Source organism: Levilactobacillus sp., assembly GCF_022646225.1.
Classification (GTDB): Bacteria; Bacillota; Bacilli; order Lactobacillales; family Lactobacillaceae; genus Levilactobacillus; species Levilactobacillus suantsaiihabitans.
Genome location: NZ_JALCJA010000004.1, coordinates 87,498 through 102,172, shown reverse-complemented (window position 1 = coordinate 102,172; position 14,675 = coordinate 87,498). Strand labels below are relative to the sequence as shown.

At 54.7% G+C, this 14,675-nt stretch carries 13 protein-coding genes; 3 read left to right on the top strand and 10 right to left on the bottom strand.

Annotated elements, in window-relative coordinates; genetic code table 11:
• Positions 1-151: 151 nt before the first annotated feature.
• The gene (locus LKH74_RS07410; RefSeq protein WP_135366797.1) at positions 152-586 is read right to left on the bottom strand and encodes a GNAT family N-acetyltransferase; all 435 of its coding nucleotides are present in this window, start codon (positions 584-586) and stop codon (positions 152-154) included.
• Between the two features lie 14 nt (positions 587-600).
• A complete protein-coding gene (locus tag LKH74_RS07405; RefSeq protein WP_135366798.1) occupies positions 601-1,266 on the bottom strand; it encodes a histidine phosphatase family protein in 666 nt (221 codons plus the stop codon).
• Between the two features lie 343 nt (positions 1,267-1,609).
• On the opposite strand from LKH74_RS07405, the gene LKH74_RS07400 reads away from it, so the two are divergent.
• Complete coding sequence (locus LKH74_RS07400) at positions 1,610-3,700, top strand: LTA synthase family protein (RefSeq protein WP_287708293.1); 2,091 nt, start codon at positions 1,610-1,612, stop codon at positions 3,698-3,700.
• Positions 3,701-4,182: 482 nt separating this feature from the next.
• On the opposite strand, the gene LKH74_RS07395 is transcribed toward LKH74_RS07400, so the two are convergent.
• The gene (locus LKH74_RS07395) at positions 4,183-5,178 is read right to left on the bottom strand and encodes an NAD(P)/FAD-dependent oxidoreductase (RefSeq protein WP_287708117.1); all 996 of its coding nucleotides are present in this window, start codon (positions 5,176-5,178) and stop codon (positions 4,183-4,185) included.
• Between the two features lie 36 nt (positions 5,179-5,214).
• Between LKH74_RS07395 and LKH74_RS07390 the strand changes: the two genes are divergently transcribed.
• On the top strand, positions 5,215-5,973 hold the full coding sequence (locus tag LKH74_RS07390) for an alpha/beta fold hydrolase (protein WP_287708116.1): 759 nt from the start codon (positions 5,215-5,217) through the stop codon (positions 5,971-5,973).
• Here LKH74_RS07390 and LKH74_RS07385 read toward each other — a convergent pair.
• Entirely contained in the window at positions 5,958-6,998 is a 1,041-nt protein-coding gene (locus LKH74_RS07385) for a PrsW family intramembrane metalloprotease (protein ID WP_135366801.1), read from the bottom strand. The two genes, LKH74_RS07390 and LKH74_RS07385, sit on opposite strands and share 16 nt — an antisense overlap.
• Positions 6,999-7,331: 333 nt before the next feature.
• On the opposite strand from LKH74_RS07385, the gene LKH74_RS07380 reads away from it, so the two are divergent.
• Positions 7,332-8,291 carry a nucleoside hydrolase gene (locus LKH74_RS07380; RefSeq protein ID WP_135366802.1) on the top strand — a complete coding sequence of 320 codons (960 nt, stop codon included), beginning with the start codon at positions 7,332-7,334 and terminating at the stop codon, positions 8,289-8,291.
• Positions 8,292-8,433: 142 nt separating this feature from the next.
• Here the strand turns inward: LKH74_RS07380 and LKH74_RS07375 are convergent, their stop codons facing one another.
• The 6 genes from LKH74_RS07375 to LKH74_RS07350 form a co-directional block, all read right to left on the bottom strand.
• Positions 8,434-9,096 carry a hypothetical protein gene (locus LKH74_RS07375; RefSeq protein ID WP_287708115.1) on the bottom strand — a complete coding sequence of 221 codons (663 nt, stop codon included), beginning with the start codon at positions 9,094-9,096 and terminating at the stop codon, positions 8,434-8,436.
• A 79-nt stretch (positions 9,097-9,175) separates the two neighbouring features.
• A complete protein-coding gene (locus LKH74_RS07370) occupies positions 9,176-9,991 on the bottom strand; it encodes a Cof-type HAD-IIB family hydrolase (RefSeq protein WP_135366804.1) in 816 nt (271 codons plus the stop codon).
• Positions 9,992-10,132: 141 nt separating this feature from the next.
• Positions 10,133-10,933, bottom strand: coding sequence for an alpha/beta hydrolase (locus LKH74_RS07365; RefSeq protein ID WP_287708114.1), 801 nt, complete (start codon positions 10,931-10,933; stop codon positions 10,133-10,135).
• Positions 10,923-12,209 carry a PTS transporter subunit EIIC gene (locus LKH74_RS07360; RefSeq protein WP_287708113.1) on the bottom strand — a complete coding sequence of 429 codons (1,287 nt, stop codon included), beginning with the start codon at positions 12,207-12,209 and terminating at the stop codon, positions 10,923-10,925. Before LKH74_RS07360 ends, LKH74_RS07365 begins: the two co-directional genes overlap by 11 nt.
• A gap of 80 nt (positions 12,210-12,289) precedes the next feature.
• Positions 12,290-13,105, bottom strand: a complete 816-nt coding sequence (locus LKH74_RS07355) for an HAD-IIB family hydrolase (protein ID WP_287708112.1) — start codon at positions 13,103-13,105, stop codon at positions 12,290-12,292.
• Positions 13,106-13,366: 261 nt separating this feature from the next.
• The gene (locus LKH74_RS07350; RefSeq protein WP_287708111.1) at positions 13,367-14,533 is read right to left on the bottom strand and encodes a D-alanyl-D-alanine carboxypeptidase family protein; all 1,167 of its coding nucleotides are present in this window, start codon (positions 14,531-14,533) and stop codon (positions 13,367-13,369) included.
• Between the last annotated feature and the right edge of the window lie 142 nt (positions 14,534-14,675).

Below are 14,675 nucleotides of genomic sequence, written 5' to 3'. Positions count from 1 at the left end.
TACGCACTGGCTAGAGGCCGGTGGTAGCGTGTTTTTTTGTGTGCAAAAAGGAGCCTGGGACAAACCTTCCAGGCTCCTTTCACTCCATACATAGCTGAAACGTCCGCCCCAAGGCAACCGCTTCCGCTCTCCTCTTTACAATATAGCTAACTTATTTTCCCGCATACCGCACCGTCTGATGCTGAATGCCAGCTTCTTCAAACGGTTCGCCGATAGGTTCAAAGCCGAGTTCTTTGTAGAAATCCATGGCCGTTAGCTGGGCATCCAGCTCGACGTGGGCCACGTCTGACTTCTTGGCGTCCTTGATGATTTGCTTGATCAATTCCGCTGCGTAGCCGTGCTTGCGTTGGTCAGCGACCGTGGCCACCCGCTGGATCTTCACCCGGTTGCCGGCCAGCATGTCGATTCTAGCCGTGGTGACGGGTTCATCATCCACATAGCCAACGTAGTGCATCTTATCCTCGTCGGTCCCGTCCAGCTCTACTTTCGGGTCAATCCCCTGCTCTTCAATAAAAACATCCTTACGCATCTGCAGGGCATCCTTAAAGACCGGATTCAATTTACCCCAAGCCATTCTAATTTCCATCAAACCATCCTCGCTTAATCTTTTTGGTTGTAGCTTAATACCTGAATATCATCAGGCGTTAATAATAATTTGGTCACACTACCATTGGCGGGCCGCACGCTGAGATCGTACTTGCCTTGACCGTAGCGTTCCATCAGGCTCAGCAGCGTATTGCCGTGACTGATCATCAAGACGTTGTCGCCGTCGTTGAGGTCCGGGTTGTGGCGAATCAGGTCAAAGCCTTGGTCTACCCGCGCCCAGTATTCATCGTTGTTTTCGGCTTGACGAAACGGGTCGGCTTCCTTCAAGAAGTCCTTGGCCTTGCCAATCGAGTATTTTTCTTCAATCGCCTTAAATGAGGGTACCCCATGTGGCGCGCCGGCAACGTACCAGGCCTGGGCCATGTCCGTGCCTTCGTAATAACCGTAGAACTCTTCTCTAAAGAAAGACGCCGTGGTCAATTGCGCGGCCGGTTGGGAATGGTTGGCAGCTAAAATGGTCTTAGCCGTCTGTTCCGCGCGGGTCGTGTCACTGCAGTAGGCTGCCGCAAATTGCACGTCTGCGAGCCGTTTGCCAGCCCCTTCCGCATCCGCGATACCCGCTTCGGTCAGGGGTGAATTACTCCAACCTTGAAGTTTATTGTAGATGTTAAAATACGTTTGCCCGTGACGGACCACGTACAGCGTGAGTTGTTTCGTCATAATCTAGTCACACCTTTCATCTGAATATACCTCTAGTGTACCAAAGATACTGCGATAGCGGTTACAATTTTCCAGCCTGACTTAAAGTTTTCCTAAACTTCTAAGAAAACCCCGTCGTGACTGCCAAAGTTTGCTACCATTAGGCAAATACGGGGTTTTTTACCCGGTCAGCGGACGTGTTTATATGATAGTAGAAACCAATTGCCCCGTCATCTGACTGCCCCACCAGCCCCGATCACCATCATGGCTGGATCTATGGTAAAATGAGACTACTTTATCTGCACAGAAGGAGCGAACGAACGTGGAACGTTTCAAAAAAATATGGGCCAGAACTGGGACCCGGATGGGCTTTGTCACCCTGATGGTCATCTTGTTTTGGCTGAAGACCTTGGTCGCCTATTTCGTCGACTTCAAGCTAGGACTCAGCGACCCGTTTCAATTCCTGATCCTGCTCTTGAATCCCCTAGCAACGACCATCCTGCTCTTCGGGTTGGCGCTATACTTCAAACGCGCCCGCTTCTTCTACCCGTTTTTATTTCTGATCGACATCCTGAACACCCTGTTGCTGTATATCAACGTCATTTACTTCCGGGAATTCACGGACTTCATGACTGTTAGTACGATGCTGGGCTACTCTAAGGTCGACCAGGGACTGTCGGGGAGCTCGCTGGCCCTGACCTCGCCGCACGACATTCTGTATTGGCTGGATCTCGTGGTGGTGCTGGTCTTGATGGCCACGCGGCGCATCTACATCGACCCGCGGCCACTGAACAAGCGCGTCGGACTGGCCGTCACGTCGAGCGCCCTATTGCTCTTCACGGTCAACCTGACCATGGGCGAAATGGACCGGCCGCAACTGTTGACGCGGACCTTTGATCGCACCTACGTGGTCAAGTACCTGGGGCTGGACGCCTTCACCGTGTACGACGGCATCAAGTCGCAGCACACCAGTGAATTGCGCTCGCACGCCAAGAAATCCGAGCTCAGTGGTATTTTAAAATACGTCCACAAAAATTATGCCGCGCCGAACAAGAAGCTCTACGGGGTGGCAAAGGGCAAAAACGTCATCATCATTCACCTGGAGAGTTTCCAACAATTCCTGATCAATAAGAAGATAAACGGCCAAGAGGTCACGCCATTTTTGAACAAGCTGTACAAGAGCAAATCGACCTACAGCTTCGACAACTTCTTCCATGAGGTCGGCCAAGGCAAGACGTCCGATGCCGAGACCATGCTGGAGACCGGGACGTACGGCCTGTCGCAAGGCTCGCTGTTCACCCAACTGGGCAATGACAACACCTTCCAGGCGGCGCCCGCCATCTTTGATCAGGCCGGCTACAGCACCGCGGTCTTCCACGGCAACGTCGCCAGCTTCTGGAACCGTAGTAGCACCTACAAGAACCTGGGCTACCAGTACTTCTTCGATGCCAGCTACTACGACACGTCTGGGGACAAGTCGCTGGGTTACGGCCTCAAGGATAAGCTGTTGTTCAACGATTCCGTAAAATACCTGCAGCATCTCCAGCAGCCATTTTACGTGAAATACCTGACCGTCACCAACCACTTCCCGTTCACCCTGGACAGCGAAGATTCCAGCTTCAAGACGCCTAACACCGGGGATAAGACGGTCGACAACTACTTCAAGACCGCCCACTACCTCGACCAATCCATCAAGGAATTTTACGCCTACCTGAAGAAATCCGGGCTGGCCAAGAATTCGCTGGTCATGATCTACGGGGACCACTACGGCATTTCCAATTCCTCGAACAAGAGCCTGGCCAAACTGCTCGGCGTTAACCCGGATGACTGGAACGACTACGACAATGCCCAGCTCCAACGGGTACCGCTAATGTTTAACATGCCCGGCTACAAGAAGGGCAAGATCGAACACACCTATGGCGGCGAAATCGACGTGCTGCCGACGCTGATGCACCTGATGGGCATGAACACCAAGAAGTACATCCAGTTCGGGACCGACCTGTTCTCCAAGGCCCACAACCCGGTCGTGGCGTTCCGTAACCGCGATTGGGTCAGCCCCGAGTACACGTCGATCGACGGTACAGTTTACAGCAACAAGACCCAAGAGGAGATTCACCCAACCAAGCAGCAACAAAAACTGATCAACGCCATGCAAAAGCACGTCAATCAGGGGCTCAGCGATTCCGATTCGCTGAACCAAAAGAACCTGTTGCGCTTCTACCATCCCAAGGGCTTCAAGGCCGTCGACCCGTCCGATTACAACTATTCCGATGGGCTGCAAAAAGAAGAAAAGATCGAGAAGAAGTTAGGTCTGAAATCAACCAGCCTCTTCTCCCGCAATGGCGACAAGTCTACGCAACCGTTCTACAAGACGGATGCACCTGAGCTGGGCCACAAGACGACTGATTCCAACCGGATCAAGATTACCAACCAGGATGACACTAGCGGGAAGTAACTTTGCGCACAAACAATGCATCCGTCAACACAACATCGATTTCTAAATTAATAAAGAAGCTGTCCGTTCAATCTTAACGATTGGCCGAACAGCTTCTTTGCGTTTGTAAGAAAAACTTCTATTGTTAGAGATGGACAGACTGGGGAATTAATGTTGTTGGCTGTCGCCTTCATCGGCAGTACCAGTCAACCGCTACGCTTATCCGCGAATCTCCGGATAAGCAGTCCTACTGGCTGACCAACACAAGTAGTGGCGGTCAACCACTAATCGTAGCCGAGAGTGGAGCGAAACAGCGCTCAGCCGTGGGATTCCCTTAGCGGTGCCCCTTGCCGGTTAGGGAACGGCGTCTTTGAGACGCGGGCTTCGGCTCAAAGCGAAGGTCGAGACCGCCCTTTGGCTCGACCTATCCGCCACCGCGTTCTGGCGCTGATTTCGCGTAACGGTAAGGCGGCCAACCTGCACCACAGTCGCCAACCACCAAATTAGTGTTGGTCAGACAGTGAGGTGCTGTGGACGGGGCCGCGGCGGTCCGGGAAGTAGCGCGTCATGATGTCGCGCACCGCTACTGGCGCCTCACCATACCCCGTCGCAATCAGCGGCTGTTTGCCTGGATAGCTAACGCCGTCGCCAATCGCGTAGATGCCGGGCACGCTGGTGGCCATGGTCGAATCCACCGCAATCAGCCGGTGGTCCTCCGCCAAGTCAACGTCCCAGGCATCTAACACGTGGTGGTCCGCCGTAAAGCCGTAGCTGACGACCAAATCATCGACCGTCACTTGAGCCATTTCAGCTGACGAACCGACTTGTTTCAAGGTCACGGCTAAGCGGTCATCGCTGGTCGCCTGCAGGTCGCGAATCAAGTACGGCGTCTGCACGGTCACCGAGGAGGCCCGCAACAGGTCGACCATGTGCGGTAAGCCTCGGAATTGGTCGCGGCGGTGCAGCAGCGTGACCGATTTAGCCACCTTCTCCAGCATCAAGGCCTGGTCGATGGCCGCGTCGCCCCCGCCGGCCACCATGACGTCGTGGCCGCGGAAATGTTCCAGGTCGCGGACGCTGTAAAATAGGTGACTGCCTTCAAAGTCAGCGGCGTTGGTCACATTGAGTTTTCGGGGAGTAAAGGCACCGTTGCCGACCGCAATGATCACGGCGCGGCTCTGCGTCGTCCCAGCCGCGGTGGTGATGGCAAACCCGTCATCAGTAGCCGTGACGTTGGTGACCGCTTGGCCCGTCTTGATGGTCAACGGAAATTGGTCCAGTTGCCGTTGCTGGTTCGCAATCAGGTCTCGGCCACTGACGGCCGGAAAACCAGCGACGTCTAGAATCGTTTTCTCCGGATACAAGGCGTTGACCTGGCCGCCGAGTTCAGCGAGGCTTTCGACCAGCTGAGTCTTGGCGTTGTTCATGCCGGCGTAAAAGGCGGCGAACATCCCGGCCGGGCCGCCACCAATAATCGTGATATCATAAGTCTCTGTCATTTGATCTGCTCCAATCTTGTTTGGGAGGTGGCCACTGTGAAACACCGTCGCGGACTCACCGTATTGTTAACGACACTTTTAGTCTTGGGAAGCTTAGGAGGTTGGTGGAACGACCGCTGGGACGTGTTGCGGTCGGTGCGGGTGCCGCAAACGCGCACGGCCACCCTCTTTTTGCCGGGGACCCACGGCGCGTGGTTATCGCTGCGCAGCATGGTGACCAGCTTGGACCGGCCCCACGTGGGCACCTTTGCCCTGACCGCGCGGGTTTCCTGGAACGGCCACGTGAACTGGCACCAACGGCGGCGGGTGGCGGCCAACAATCCGCTGGTCCCGGTCATTTTCGCCGATAATACCCACCCGCACCGGCAGGCCCGTCAGCTGACGACCGTCTTGACCCAGCTCCACCGGCGTTATGGCGTGACGCGGGTCAATTTGGTCGGGCATTCCTCGGGCGGCACGATTGCCTACGACTACCTGGCCGACCACGCGCCGGCGCCGGTGACCGTGCGGCGCATCGCTATGGTGGGTGCCGACTTCCCCGGCCGCACGCGGTTGCGCGACCACTACCCACAGCTCCAGATTTTGAACCTGGCTGGTGTGATTGGCCGCACCGCTAACGACAGCGAGGTGCCCGTAAAAACCGTCACCCCACTGCGCCACCTGGTCGCGGGGCACGTCGGCCGCTACCAATTTGCGACCATTTCCGGGCCCGTCTGGGACACGCAACACTCCCTGCTCCACGAGAACCCGGCGCTAGACGTGCGGCTAATCCGCTACCTCTATCCGCCTAGCTGAGTGGCCTTTAAAATGCGTTGGCCCTGCAGCGTTCGGGCCTCGCGCAAACCGGCGTTGATCAGCACGAAGATGGCGACCCAGCCCACGGCAATCAGAACCCACTGTTGCAGGTATAAAATATCCAATAAGGCAAACGGCGCGTTCCAATCCCAGATGGCGTGCAGGGCAATCGCCAGCAGGTAGAACCGCAGAAATTTCGGCGCGACCATGTTACTCCCGGTCACCGGCTGATGGCGTTCCTTGGCCAAAATAATCGCCGCGCCCATGATGGCGGACCAAATCGTGTGGGTGCCGATAGCCTGCCAGCTGCGCATCAACAGCGTGACCAGACCATATTGCCCGGTGTAGCCGGCCGTTTCAAATACGGCAAACCCCGCCCCGATGGCCGCCCCCACCAACAGCCCATTAAAGATGTAATTCAGGTGGAACCGGTTGATGAAGTAAGCAATCACCAGCATCTTGGCGGTCTCTTCGATGAAGCCAACGATCAACGCTGATTCCCACGAGGTCCCGTTACCGGACGGAATCAACGAGTAGAGAATCATGGTCGCAATCAGCGATAGGATGCCACCAACTAAAAAGACCGTCATTAATTGATAGACTGAGATGTTGCGAAAGACGTTGATCTCAAAGAACATGATCAGCAACGCAAACGGCACGGTCAACGAACCGATGAAGATCATCCCCGGCACGGCGTTGTTACTGCGAAAGACCAGAAATAGCATCGCCAGCAATACGAAGCTGGCTCCCAGCAACGCGAAGACCCGCGAGAATAACCACGGCTTGACCGGAGCCGCCGAGACGGCTTCCAGTGATGGCGTGGTTTCCCGCGTGCCCACGATAAACAACGCCTCGGCATCGTCCAGATCGTGGTGTTTGAAGACCTCGGAGAACATTTGGAACAGGTGAATCTCGACCACCTTGTTCTCTCCTGTCCACTCATTCATTTCCTTCGTCGCATCATCAAGTAAATGGTTGTGATACTCGAAGCGTTTCTTCGCTAATTTATTAACAGATTTGGCCATAGCTGGCCCCCCTCTTTGACCCGGTGACCCGCCCCAACTGGGGGGGCCGGCCACCGGTGTGTAAAAAATTTAAAATTTTTTTGATGACGGCAATCACGGTTGATGTAAGCGATTTAAACAGCGATACACGGGTGCGTAAAACGCTTTACTCAAGCCCTTCCGAGCGCCTCATGAGGGGTCAACTTGACCGCTCAGTTAGCCTCTTCATTTTACCGTGAACGGCTATTTGCTTCAACTTGGTGACGACGTGAGCTTGCTAAATGTAACCAGTTACATTATAGTTAAAGATGGAATTTAACCTAAAACTTTACTCAAAGGGGAGACACTCTTATCATGGCAAAACGTAAAATGATTTTGGACTTGGATACTGGGATTGACGATTCTCTTGCAATCGCTTACGCATTAGGTGCACCTGATGTTGACTTAATCGGGATCGTTGGTTCTTACGGCAACGTGGTCGTTGAAGAAGGCGGCAAGAACGCGTTGAAGATTTTGGAATTGTTGGGTCACACTGACATCCCCGTATACTTAGGCGAAAGTCACTCCTCAACCTCTGATCACTTCGACCGGATGGAAGTTAGTGCAAACATTCACGGTCAAAACGGGATCGGTGAAGTGGAACTGCCAGAACCAACGCGGCCACTTGAAAAGGAATCCGGTGTTGATTTCTTAATCGAAGCTGCCCACAAATACGGCAAGGACCTGACCTTAGTGCCAACCGGCCCAATGACCAACCTGGCCGCTGCCTTGAAGAAGGCCCCAGAAATTGCCAACGAAATCGGAAACATGACCTTCATGGGTGGTGCCTTGACCATGCCTGGGAACGTTACCCCATTTGCTGAAGCCAACATCAACCAAGATGCCGAAGCAGCCAACGCCGTTTTGACCAGCCCACTGCACTCAACGATGGTCGGCTTGGATGTCACACTGCGGACCCTCTTGACCAAGAAGGAAACCCAACAATGGCGTGACCTCGGGACCGTTGCCGGTGAAAAATTTGCCGACATCGTAGACTACTACATCGAAGCCTACAAGCAATTCAACGACAACCTGGGTGGCTGTGCATTGCATGACCCACTGGCTGTTGGGGTGGCTTTGGACCCTAGCTTCGTTACGACGATCGACTTGAACATGGTCGTAAACTACAACAAGGAAACTTATGGCCGGACGATCGGTGACGACAACCGCTTGAACGAACCAACCAACGTCAAGGTTTCTGTCATGGTCGACAAGGACCGTTACCTCAAGGTCTTCATGGACTACTTGACGACTTTATTCAAGAACAACAAGTAATTTTATGCACGGTAAAAACGCCGACTCGCTTAACTGGTGAGTCGGCGTTTTATTGTGTCCTGCATTCAGTGATTCCAGGCCGCGCTGGTGGCGCTACAGTAAAAGACTGCCCCACTTCATCGGCGGGACAGTCTTTTTATAATTATGACTTGTAGTTAAAGTTATTGATCATGGTCTTAACCGCGTTGTTCGTGTATTGCGTAGCGTATTGCTTCTTTTGTGCAGCGGTCAATTCCGTGGAACTGTTAAAGATCTTGGTGTACTTCTTTTGCAATGCTGGCTTGACGTACTTCTTGGCGTAAGCAGAAGCTGGGCTCTTCTTGACCTTGGAGTAGGTGACCGACTTGCCACTGGTTGCCAGGCGCCGGTTTAATTTGGACCCGGTGACCTTGGTACTGAAGGTGGTGCTGGACTTCTTCGTCAGCTTGAAGGTGTAGGCCTTCTTGGTCAGTGACGTGGTCGTCTTGTTTTCAGTCGTCTTGAATTCGATCAGCTTGTACTTCGTCGTCAACGTCTTGCCAGTCTTGTTAAGCTTAATGGAGGTTGGCACCCCATATTTGACGTTGGCGTTGTTGCCATTAAAATCACCGAAAATCAGCAGCGTCCCCGTCTTGCCATTGGACTTATAGGTCTTGAAGTAAAAGGCTGTCTTTGACTTGGCGTTCTTATAGTAGCGTTTCAAATCAGTGTTCGTGAAGGTCGGTGTCTTCTTGGTGCTAGCGCTGGCCACACTTGGCGCAGCCACCCCACCCAGGGTCCCTGCTGCCAGTACAACCAATCCGAGTTTAACCATCAAACGTTTCATGCCATAATCCTCCTTAAGATTTATCCTATACACATTTAATAGTGCCATTACATCGTCAAAATAGCAAGTGTCCGCTCTCTTAGCTTAGACGTTCGCCGAAGGTTTGTTGCAGATATGCCGCAACTCCTGCCTCATTATTGACTTTTGGTGTGATGTGGTTGGCAGCGGCCTTGATTGCCGGCTGCCCGTTCAACATCGCCACGCCATCACCGGCGGCCTTGATCATGCCCAGGTCGTTTTCGGCATCGCCAAAGGCCATCAGATTGCTGAAGTCCCAGCCAAAATGCGTCAACAGTTGGCCCAACCCAACCGCCTTATCCATGTCGGCGGCCAAGAATTCCAAAATCTTGGGCTGTGACCGGACCACGTGGTATTGCGCGTGCATTTCCGGCGTCAAGGCGGCGACCGCGGCGTCTAACGTGGCCGGGTCGGTCGCCATGACGGCCTTACTGAAGAGATGGTCCGGCAAGTCGGCAAAAGCGGTCGGTGTAAAGGTCATCGGGGCCTTTAACATTTGTTGATAAACCGATGGCGTTAGATCTGACAAGGGGTAGACCTGCTCAAAGTCCAACACGTCTAAGGGGTAGCCGTGTTCGTGGGCGAAGGCGTGCAACTGCTTGAAGTCGTTGCGACTCAGGCCACTTTGCGCCAGGGCTTCCTTAGTCGTGTTTTGAATCACGAGCGCCCCGTTAAAGGTAATCGTGTAGTCCTCCGCGGTCGTCAAACCCAGCTGTTCGAGGTAGCCCCAAATCGCATTGATGGGCCGACCGGTACACAAGACCACCTTGATCCCGGCGTCGTGCAACCGCCGTAGCGCCGCGGCGTTGGCGTCACTAATGGTTTTGTCCGTATTGAGTAGCGTCTCATCTAAATCGAGCGCAATCATCTTGATCATTCGTTGTTAGCCTCCATGAATTTCCTAGTAACTCTAGTTTACTCGTCTCGGCTAGTGAAATAAACCGTTTTCCCCACAACGCCCGGGAATTTTCTCGGGGGTGTGGTCTCGCGTATAGAAAGATACCTGCTAAACCAGTCCCTACGGCAAGATATCTTGTCGCATTAGGCCGACGATTTGCTGGTTTTCGGGCAGATCAGCGTGGTTGGCGTTGGCGCCGGTCACCGTGATCTGCGTGAACCCCTTGACCTGGTCTTGGAACAGATACTTGCCGCGGTTAACGCTGTCAAACGGCACGATACCATCGCCGGTAAAGGTCTTGCTACCGGCGATCGAATAGACAATCAGATTTTTGGGCAGGCGTTGGCGCCCGGCTTCGAGCAGTTTAAACATCGGCGTGTCCACGTCGGGGTCGGCCTCCTCCAGGTTGAACGGCGCCGCAATCGTCATGAGTTTATCGGCGTGCGTCTGGGTGGCAGCCAGGTCATTTTCCATAAAGAGGGTCAAGACCAACCCGCCGTTCGAGTGCCCCATAGCTGAGAAATGATTGAAATGGTACGTGGCCTGCAGCTTCTTAAAGGCAATCGTGAACCATTTGGCCTGTTTGACGATGTTGGCGTAGCCGTCGTGACGGTCCTGAAAGCCGACCACGATAAATGGGTGGTCATCCCCCGCAGCCAGCGTGCCACTGTATTTCAAGGTACCATCGGTCATGACCTCCACCCGCAACAGGCTGTGGGTCGTGTTCGTCTCATGGTTGAGTTCCTTGACTAGCGCGTTGAACCGATTCTGCGTCGCACTAGACCCCGGCACCAAGATGATGGGGTCCAACTCACTGCGATACTGGGCACGAACCACCGCTTCTTGGTGCGGCCGCCACCAGAAACCGGGCAGACACGCCAGCAACAACAGGCCCAAAAGGACCCAAAATTTAGGCTTCATCGTGCGCGCCTCCTTCTTTCAGCTGGGCCAAGCGATGCCATTTGACGAACGGGTAATAAATGGCGGTACTGATGGCCAGATCGACCAGCGCCAACAACAGCGCCGACCAACTGCCCCCCGTGCCCAGATAGGCCAACAACGGCCCCGGTGTCCCAGTCGCTAACGGATAGGCCACGGCCGGCACCCAGGCCAGACGCACGCAAAGCCAGCTGACACTAATGGTCGCTAGTGGCGCCAACAACAGCGGAATCCCCAGGAGCGGACTGAGCACGACGGGGACGCCCACCATCAGTGGTGCGCCCACGTTGCCCAGCGTGGGAATCAGACTCAACCACGCCACGCGCTGTTGCCGGCAGGCGCCGCGGGTCAAGAAGATGGCGAACAACAACCCCAGCAACATGCCGCTCCCGCCGAATTGGGCATAGACATTGACGATGGTGTGTAGCGTGAGGGGATGCGGCACCTGCCAGCCACGATGGTCCAAGACGGCGGCCAGGTTTTGGGTGGTGATCATGCTCTGACCGCTGATGGTCAAGGGTCCCAAGACTCCCAGCCACTGATAGACGCTGGTGAGAGCACTGACACCCAGTAAGCCCAACAAGACCTGCGGCAACTGGAGTGGTGCCCGCAACAGCCCGACGAAGGCGGCATTGGGACTGACCGTCTGCGTGCTGATCCACAACAGGCCCAGTAACGCGGCGCCCAGCACCCAACTACTGGTGATGCCAAACATGGCACCGAGGCTGTCCGCAGCGCGCTGTTGCCGGGCCAGTCCCCACCGGTAGGTATTGCCGACTAATAAGCCGACCAGCAGCCCCATGAGGATGCCGGTCAAGCCCAGGTTGGTCGATACCCATTTCACGGGTTGCAGGCTCAGGACCGACCCGCGACTGACGTTGAAAAATTTTAAACTGATGACGGCCGTGATCCCGGCCAATAACCGGTCGGCTGTCCGCTCGGTGCTAGGGGCGACCAAATAAAAGCTCACGCCAAAGGCCATGAACATCGCCATCAACCCCAGTGTCCCGGCACTGATCAGCCGTAGATACTCGCGCAAGGCCCGCAGTTGGAACAGCCATTTGGCCACGTGCAGCGTCTGGTAGTAGTAGCCATTCGTCTGGAGCCAGGACTCATCAACGAACTGGGCGAGGCTCCCCAACAAGACAAACGGGAAGCTCAGCCGCAACGTTTGGCGAATCGCCGTGATCTGACGATTGCGTTGCCACCGAACTTCCAGGTCAATCAACCAAGACCCCCATCCCTGCGTCATTTGCATAGCACCACCCCCATACTGGCCATTGTACGGCGCGGATTAGGGGCGCGTCATTTCCTTAACTTGGTTAGCAAAGCGGGCACTCAAACCAACCACTGGTCAATTTGTTCACAGACCGCACCTTGATCATTGGTGTGCTGCAGGCGTTGGGGCGCACCGGCTAAGACCTCCGGCGCCGCATTGGCCACCGCAAAGCCTTGGCCCACCTGCTGGAGCATGGCCAAATCGTTGCCCGAATCACCAAAGGCAGCCATCTGGGCCGAGCCAATTTGCCAGCGGTCCCCCAAAAAGTCGAGGGCCGCGGCCTTGTTGACGCCCGGCAACGTCACGTTCATACCGCTCAGCCCACTGCTGGTCGCGACCAGACTGCCGGCGAAGTGCCGGTTGAATGCCGCCACCTGGGCCGTGATGTCAGACTTTAGCCAGGTCAGGTCTAATTTTAAAATGGCATCCCCGACCGTGGCCAACTGATCGACGTGCGTCAGGCTGGGATAGAATTCTTGCGAGTCGCGAAAACGCTGGCTATCGGCGGCTAGCTGCGTGTAGGACCGTTTCCAGCCACACGCTAAAATAAAGCAATCCGCCATGATTGGCTCGCGCTTGAGCCAAGTCACCGCGGCCAGCCACAGCGAGGGCGCTATGGCGGCCGTTTTAAGCACCTGCCCGTTGGCCGACGTGATCAGGGCGCCGTCCTCTACCACGTAGGTAATCTCGTGGCGCTGCTTTAACGGGCAAAACAAGCTCTGCGCGTGGTCGAGCGGGTCGCCCGTGGTCACAACAAAGCGGATGTCCCGAGCCTTCATAGCCGCTAACTGCTGGTCAAATTTAAGCGCGTCATACCGCCCCGTGCTATCGAGAAATGTGCCATCTAAATCCGTTGCTATCAACCGTGGAATCACTGCCCCCAACTTCCTTTCCGTTATTCGTGTAATCCCATCATACCGGGCCAGCGCGCGCAACGCAACGATAATCCCTTACAAATAAATTCATGAAAAAAACTGGTGCTTGCGGGTTTTTCACTGGCTTCTTCCGGGGCGTTTGTGGCGGCTGAAATTGGTGAATTTTCTTTTCACAGGTGGTTGGCACCAATTAAGATAATCGTCCACCTACCCAACAAAAAAACGACAACCCATCAGCGGCTGCCGTTTTCTAGTCATGATTTACGCGTTCATACTACTGTAGCTGTAAGCCTTGTTCATCAACGACCGCGTTTCCGTGAATTCATTGATGTCATGCAGGACCACCGTGATGACCCGGTGCTTGCCAGTCTTTTGCCCCGTCCCGACGAAGCAGTAACCCGCCAGTGGCGTGTAACCGGTCTTCAAACCGTCTACGTTCAAGGACGCCTGATAATACTTCCGGCCAGCCAAGAGGTTGTTGTAGTTGTAGGTCGTTTGGCCGTCAACTGACTTGGACCCAATGGCACCATCCGTTAAGATCCGCGGGTAGTCTTGGATCAGGTGCCGGGCAATCAAAGCCACGTCCTTGGCCGAAACCATGTTGGCGTTGGCACTACCGTAAGCATAGCCAAAGGCCTTCAAGTCGCTGTTTTCCAACCCCGAGGCCGAAACGAAATTAGCTTTACCCAAGTTCCAGCTCTTGGCCTGGGCGTTCATTTGCTTGATAAACTTGGCGTTGCTGCCGGCGACCCATTTCCCCAGCGCAATCGCGGCGTTGTTTGAGGAGTCCAGTAATGCCGCGTAGTACAGGTCTTGGACCGTGTACTTGTGACCACTCTTGAAGAGGAAGCCCCCACACGAGTAACTTTGCCCCATGGCAATCAGGCCCTTGCTGCTGGTATCGACCACGTCACTCCAGCTGCCAGACCCGCTACCGACCTTTTGCAAGACCAAATACAGCGTCATCAATTTTGACACGGAGGCGATGGGCCGCGCGGTGTTGGCCTTCTTGGACCAAACGGCCTTGCCCGTCGTGTAATCCATAGCAATCGCGTTCTTGGCGTACTTCAGGCCAAACGGCGCCTTACCCTTGGTCAAATAGCCGTGCCAGATCCATCCCTTAACGGCCCCTGACTTATTCGACACGTAATAGTAAATCCCCTTGGAATTGCCGTGCTTCAACGTGGCCTTCTGCGTCACGTACCAGGTAGTATTGGGATACCCCTTCATGGTTGCCAGCTTGCGGTTGTGCGCCTTGTTATAAATGGCCCCCGCCGTACTCTTCTTGTGGTACGCGGTCTTGGCCAACTTAGTGGTCGACAACGTGGTGTAAACGGCCGCGTGGGCGGTCTCAACACTAGCACCCGCGCCGACCGTCAACGCGAATAGGAAGGCCAGCGCGGCCCACTTGATTTTGTGTTCTCTCATGATGACTTGTCCTCTCTTGTTCAAACATTCTCACCCACCCTATCATGGTTAAGCCTGACGCGACAAGGGTTCTCGCGACTTTGTAACTAACTTGTTGGGGATGTAACGTTCGCGTAATCCACCACTTCTTGCCATAATCAGT

What these genes read in the sequence shown, in the direction of transcription:
- LKH74_RS07395 (WP_287708117.1), bottom strand. Translation starts at nt 5,178, where the DNA reads ATGACAGAGACTTATGATATCACGATTATTGGTGGCGGCCCGGCCGGG.
- LKH74_RS07375 (WP_287708115.1), bottom strand. Translation starts at nt 9,096, where the DNA reads ATGAAACGTTTGATGGTTAAACTCGGATTGGTTGTACTGGCAGCAGGG.
- LKH74_RS07380 (WP_135366802.1), top strand. Translation starts at nt 7,332, where the DNA reads ATGGCAAAACGTAAAATGATTTTGGACTTGGATACTGGGATTGACGAT.
- LKH74_RS07370 (WP_135366804.1), bottom strand. Translation starts at nt 9,991, where the DNA reads ATGATCAAGATGATTGCGCTCGATTTAGATGAGACGCTACTCAATACG.
- LKH74_RS07360 (WP_287708113.1), bottom strand. Translation starts at nt 12,209, where the DNA reads ATGCAAATGACGCAGGGATGGGGGTCTTGGTTGATTGACCTGGAAGTT.
- LKH74_RS07400 (WP_287708293.1), top strand. Translation starts at nt 1,610, where the DNA reads ATGGGCTTTGTCACCCTGATGGTCATCTTGTTTTGGCTGAAGACCTTG.
- LKH74_RS07365 (WP_287708114.1), bottom strand. Translation starts at nt 10,933, where the DNA reads ATGAAGCCTAAATTTTGGGTCCTTTTGGGCCTGTTGTTGCTGGCGTGT.
- LKH74_RS07410 (WP_135366797.1), bottom strand. Translation starts at nt 586, where the DNA reads ATGGAAATTAGAATGGCTTGGGGTAAATTGAATCCGGTCTTTAAGGAT.
- LKH74_RS07385 (WP_135366801.1), bottom strand. Translation starts at nt 6,998, where the DNA reads ATGGCCAAATCTGTTAATAAATTAGCGAAGAAACGCTTCGAGTATCAC.
- LKH74_RS07350 (WP_287708111.1), bottom strand. Translation starts at nt 14,533, where the DNA reads ATGAGAGAACACAAAATCAAGTGGGCCGCGCTGGCCTTCCTATTCGCG.
- LKH74_RS07405 (WP_135366798.1), bottom strand. Translation starts at nt 1,266, where the DNA reads ATGACGAAACAACTCACGCTGTACGTGGTCCGTCACGGGCAAACGTAT.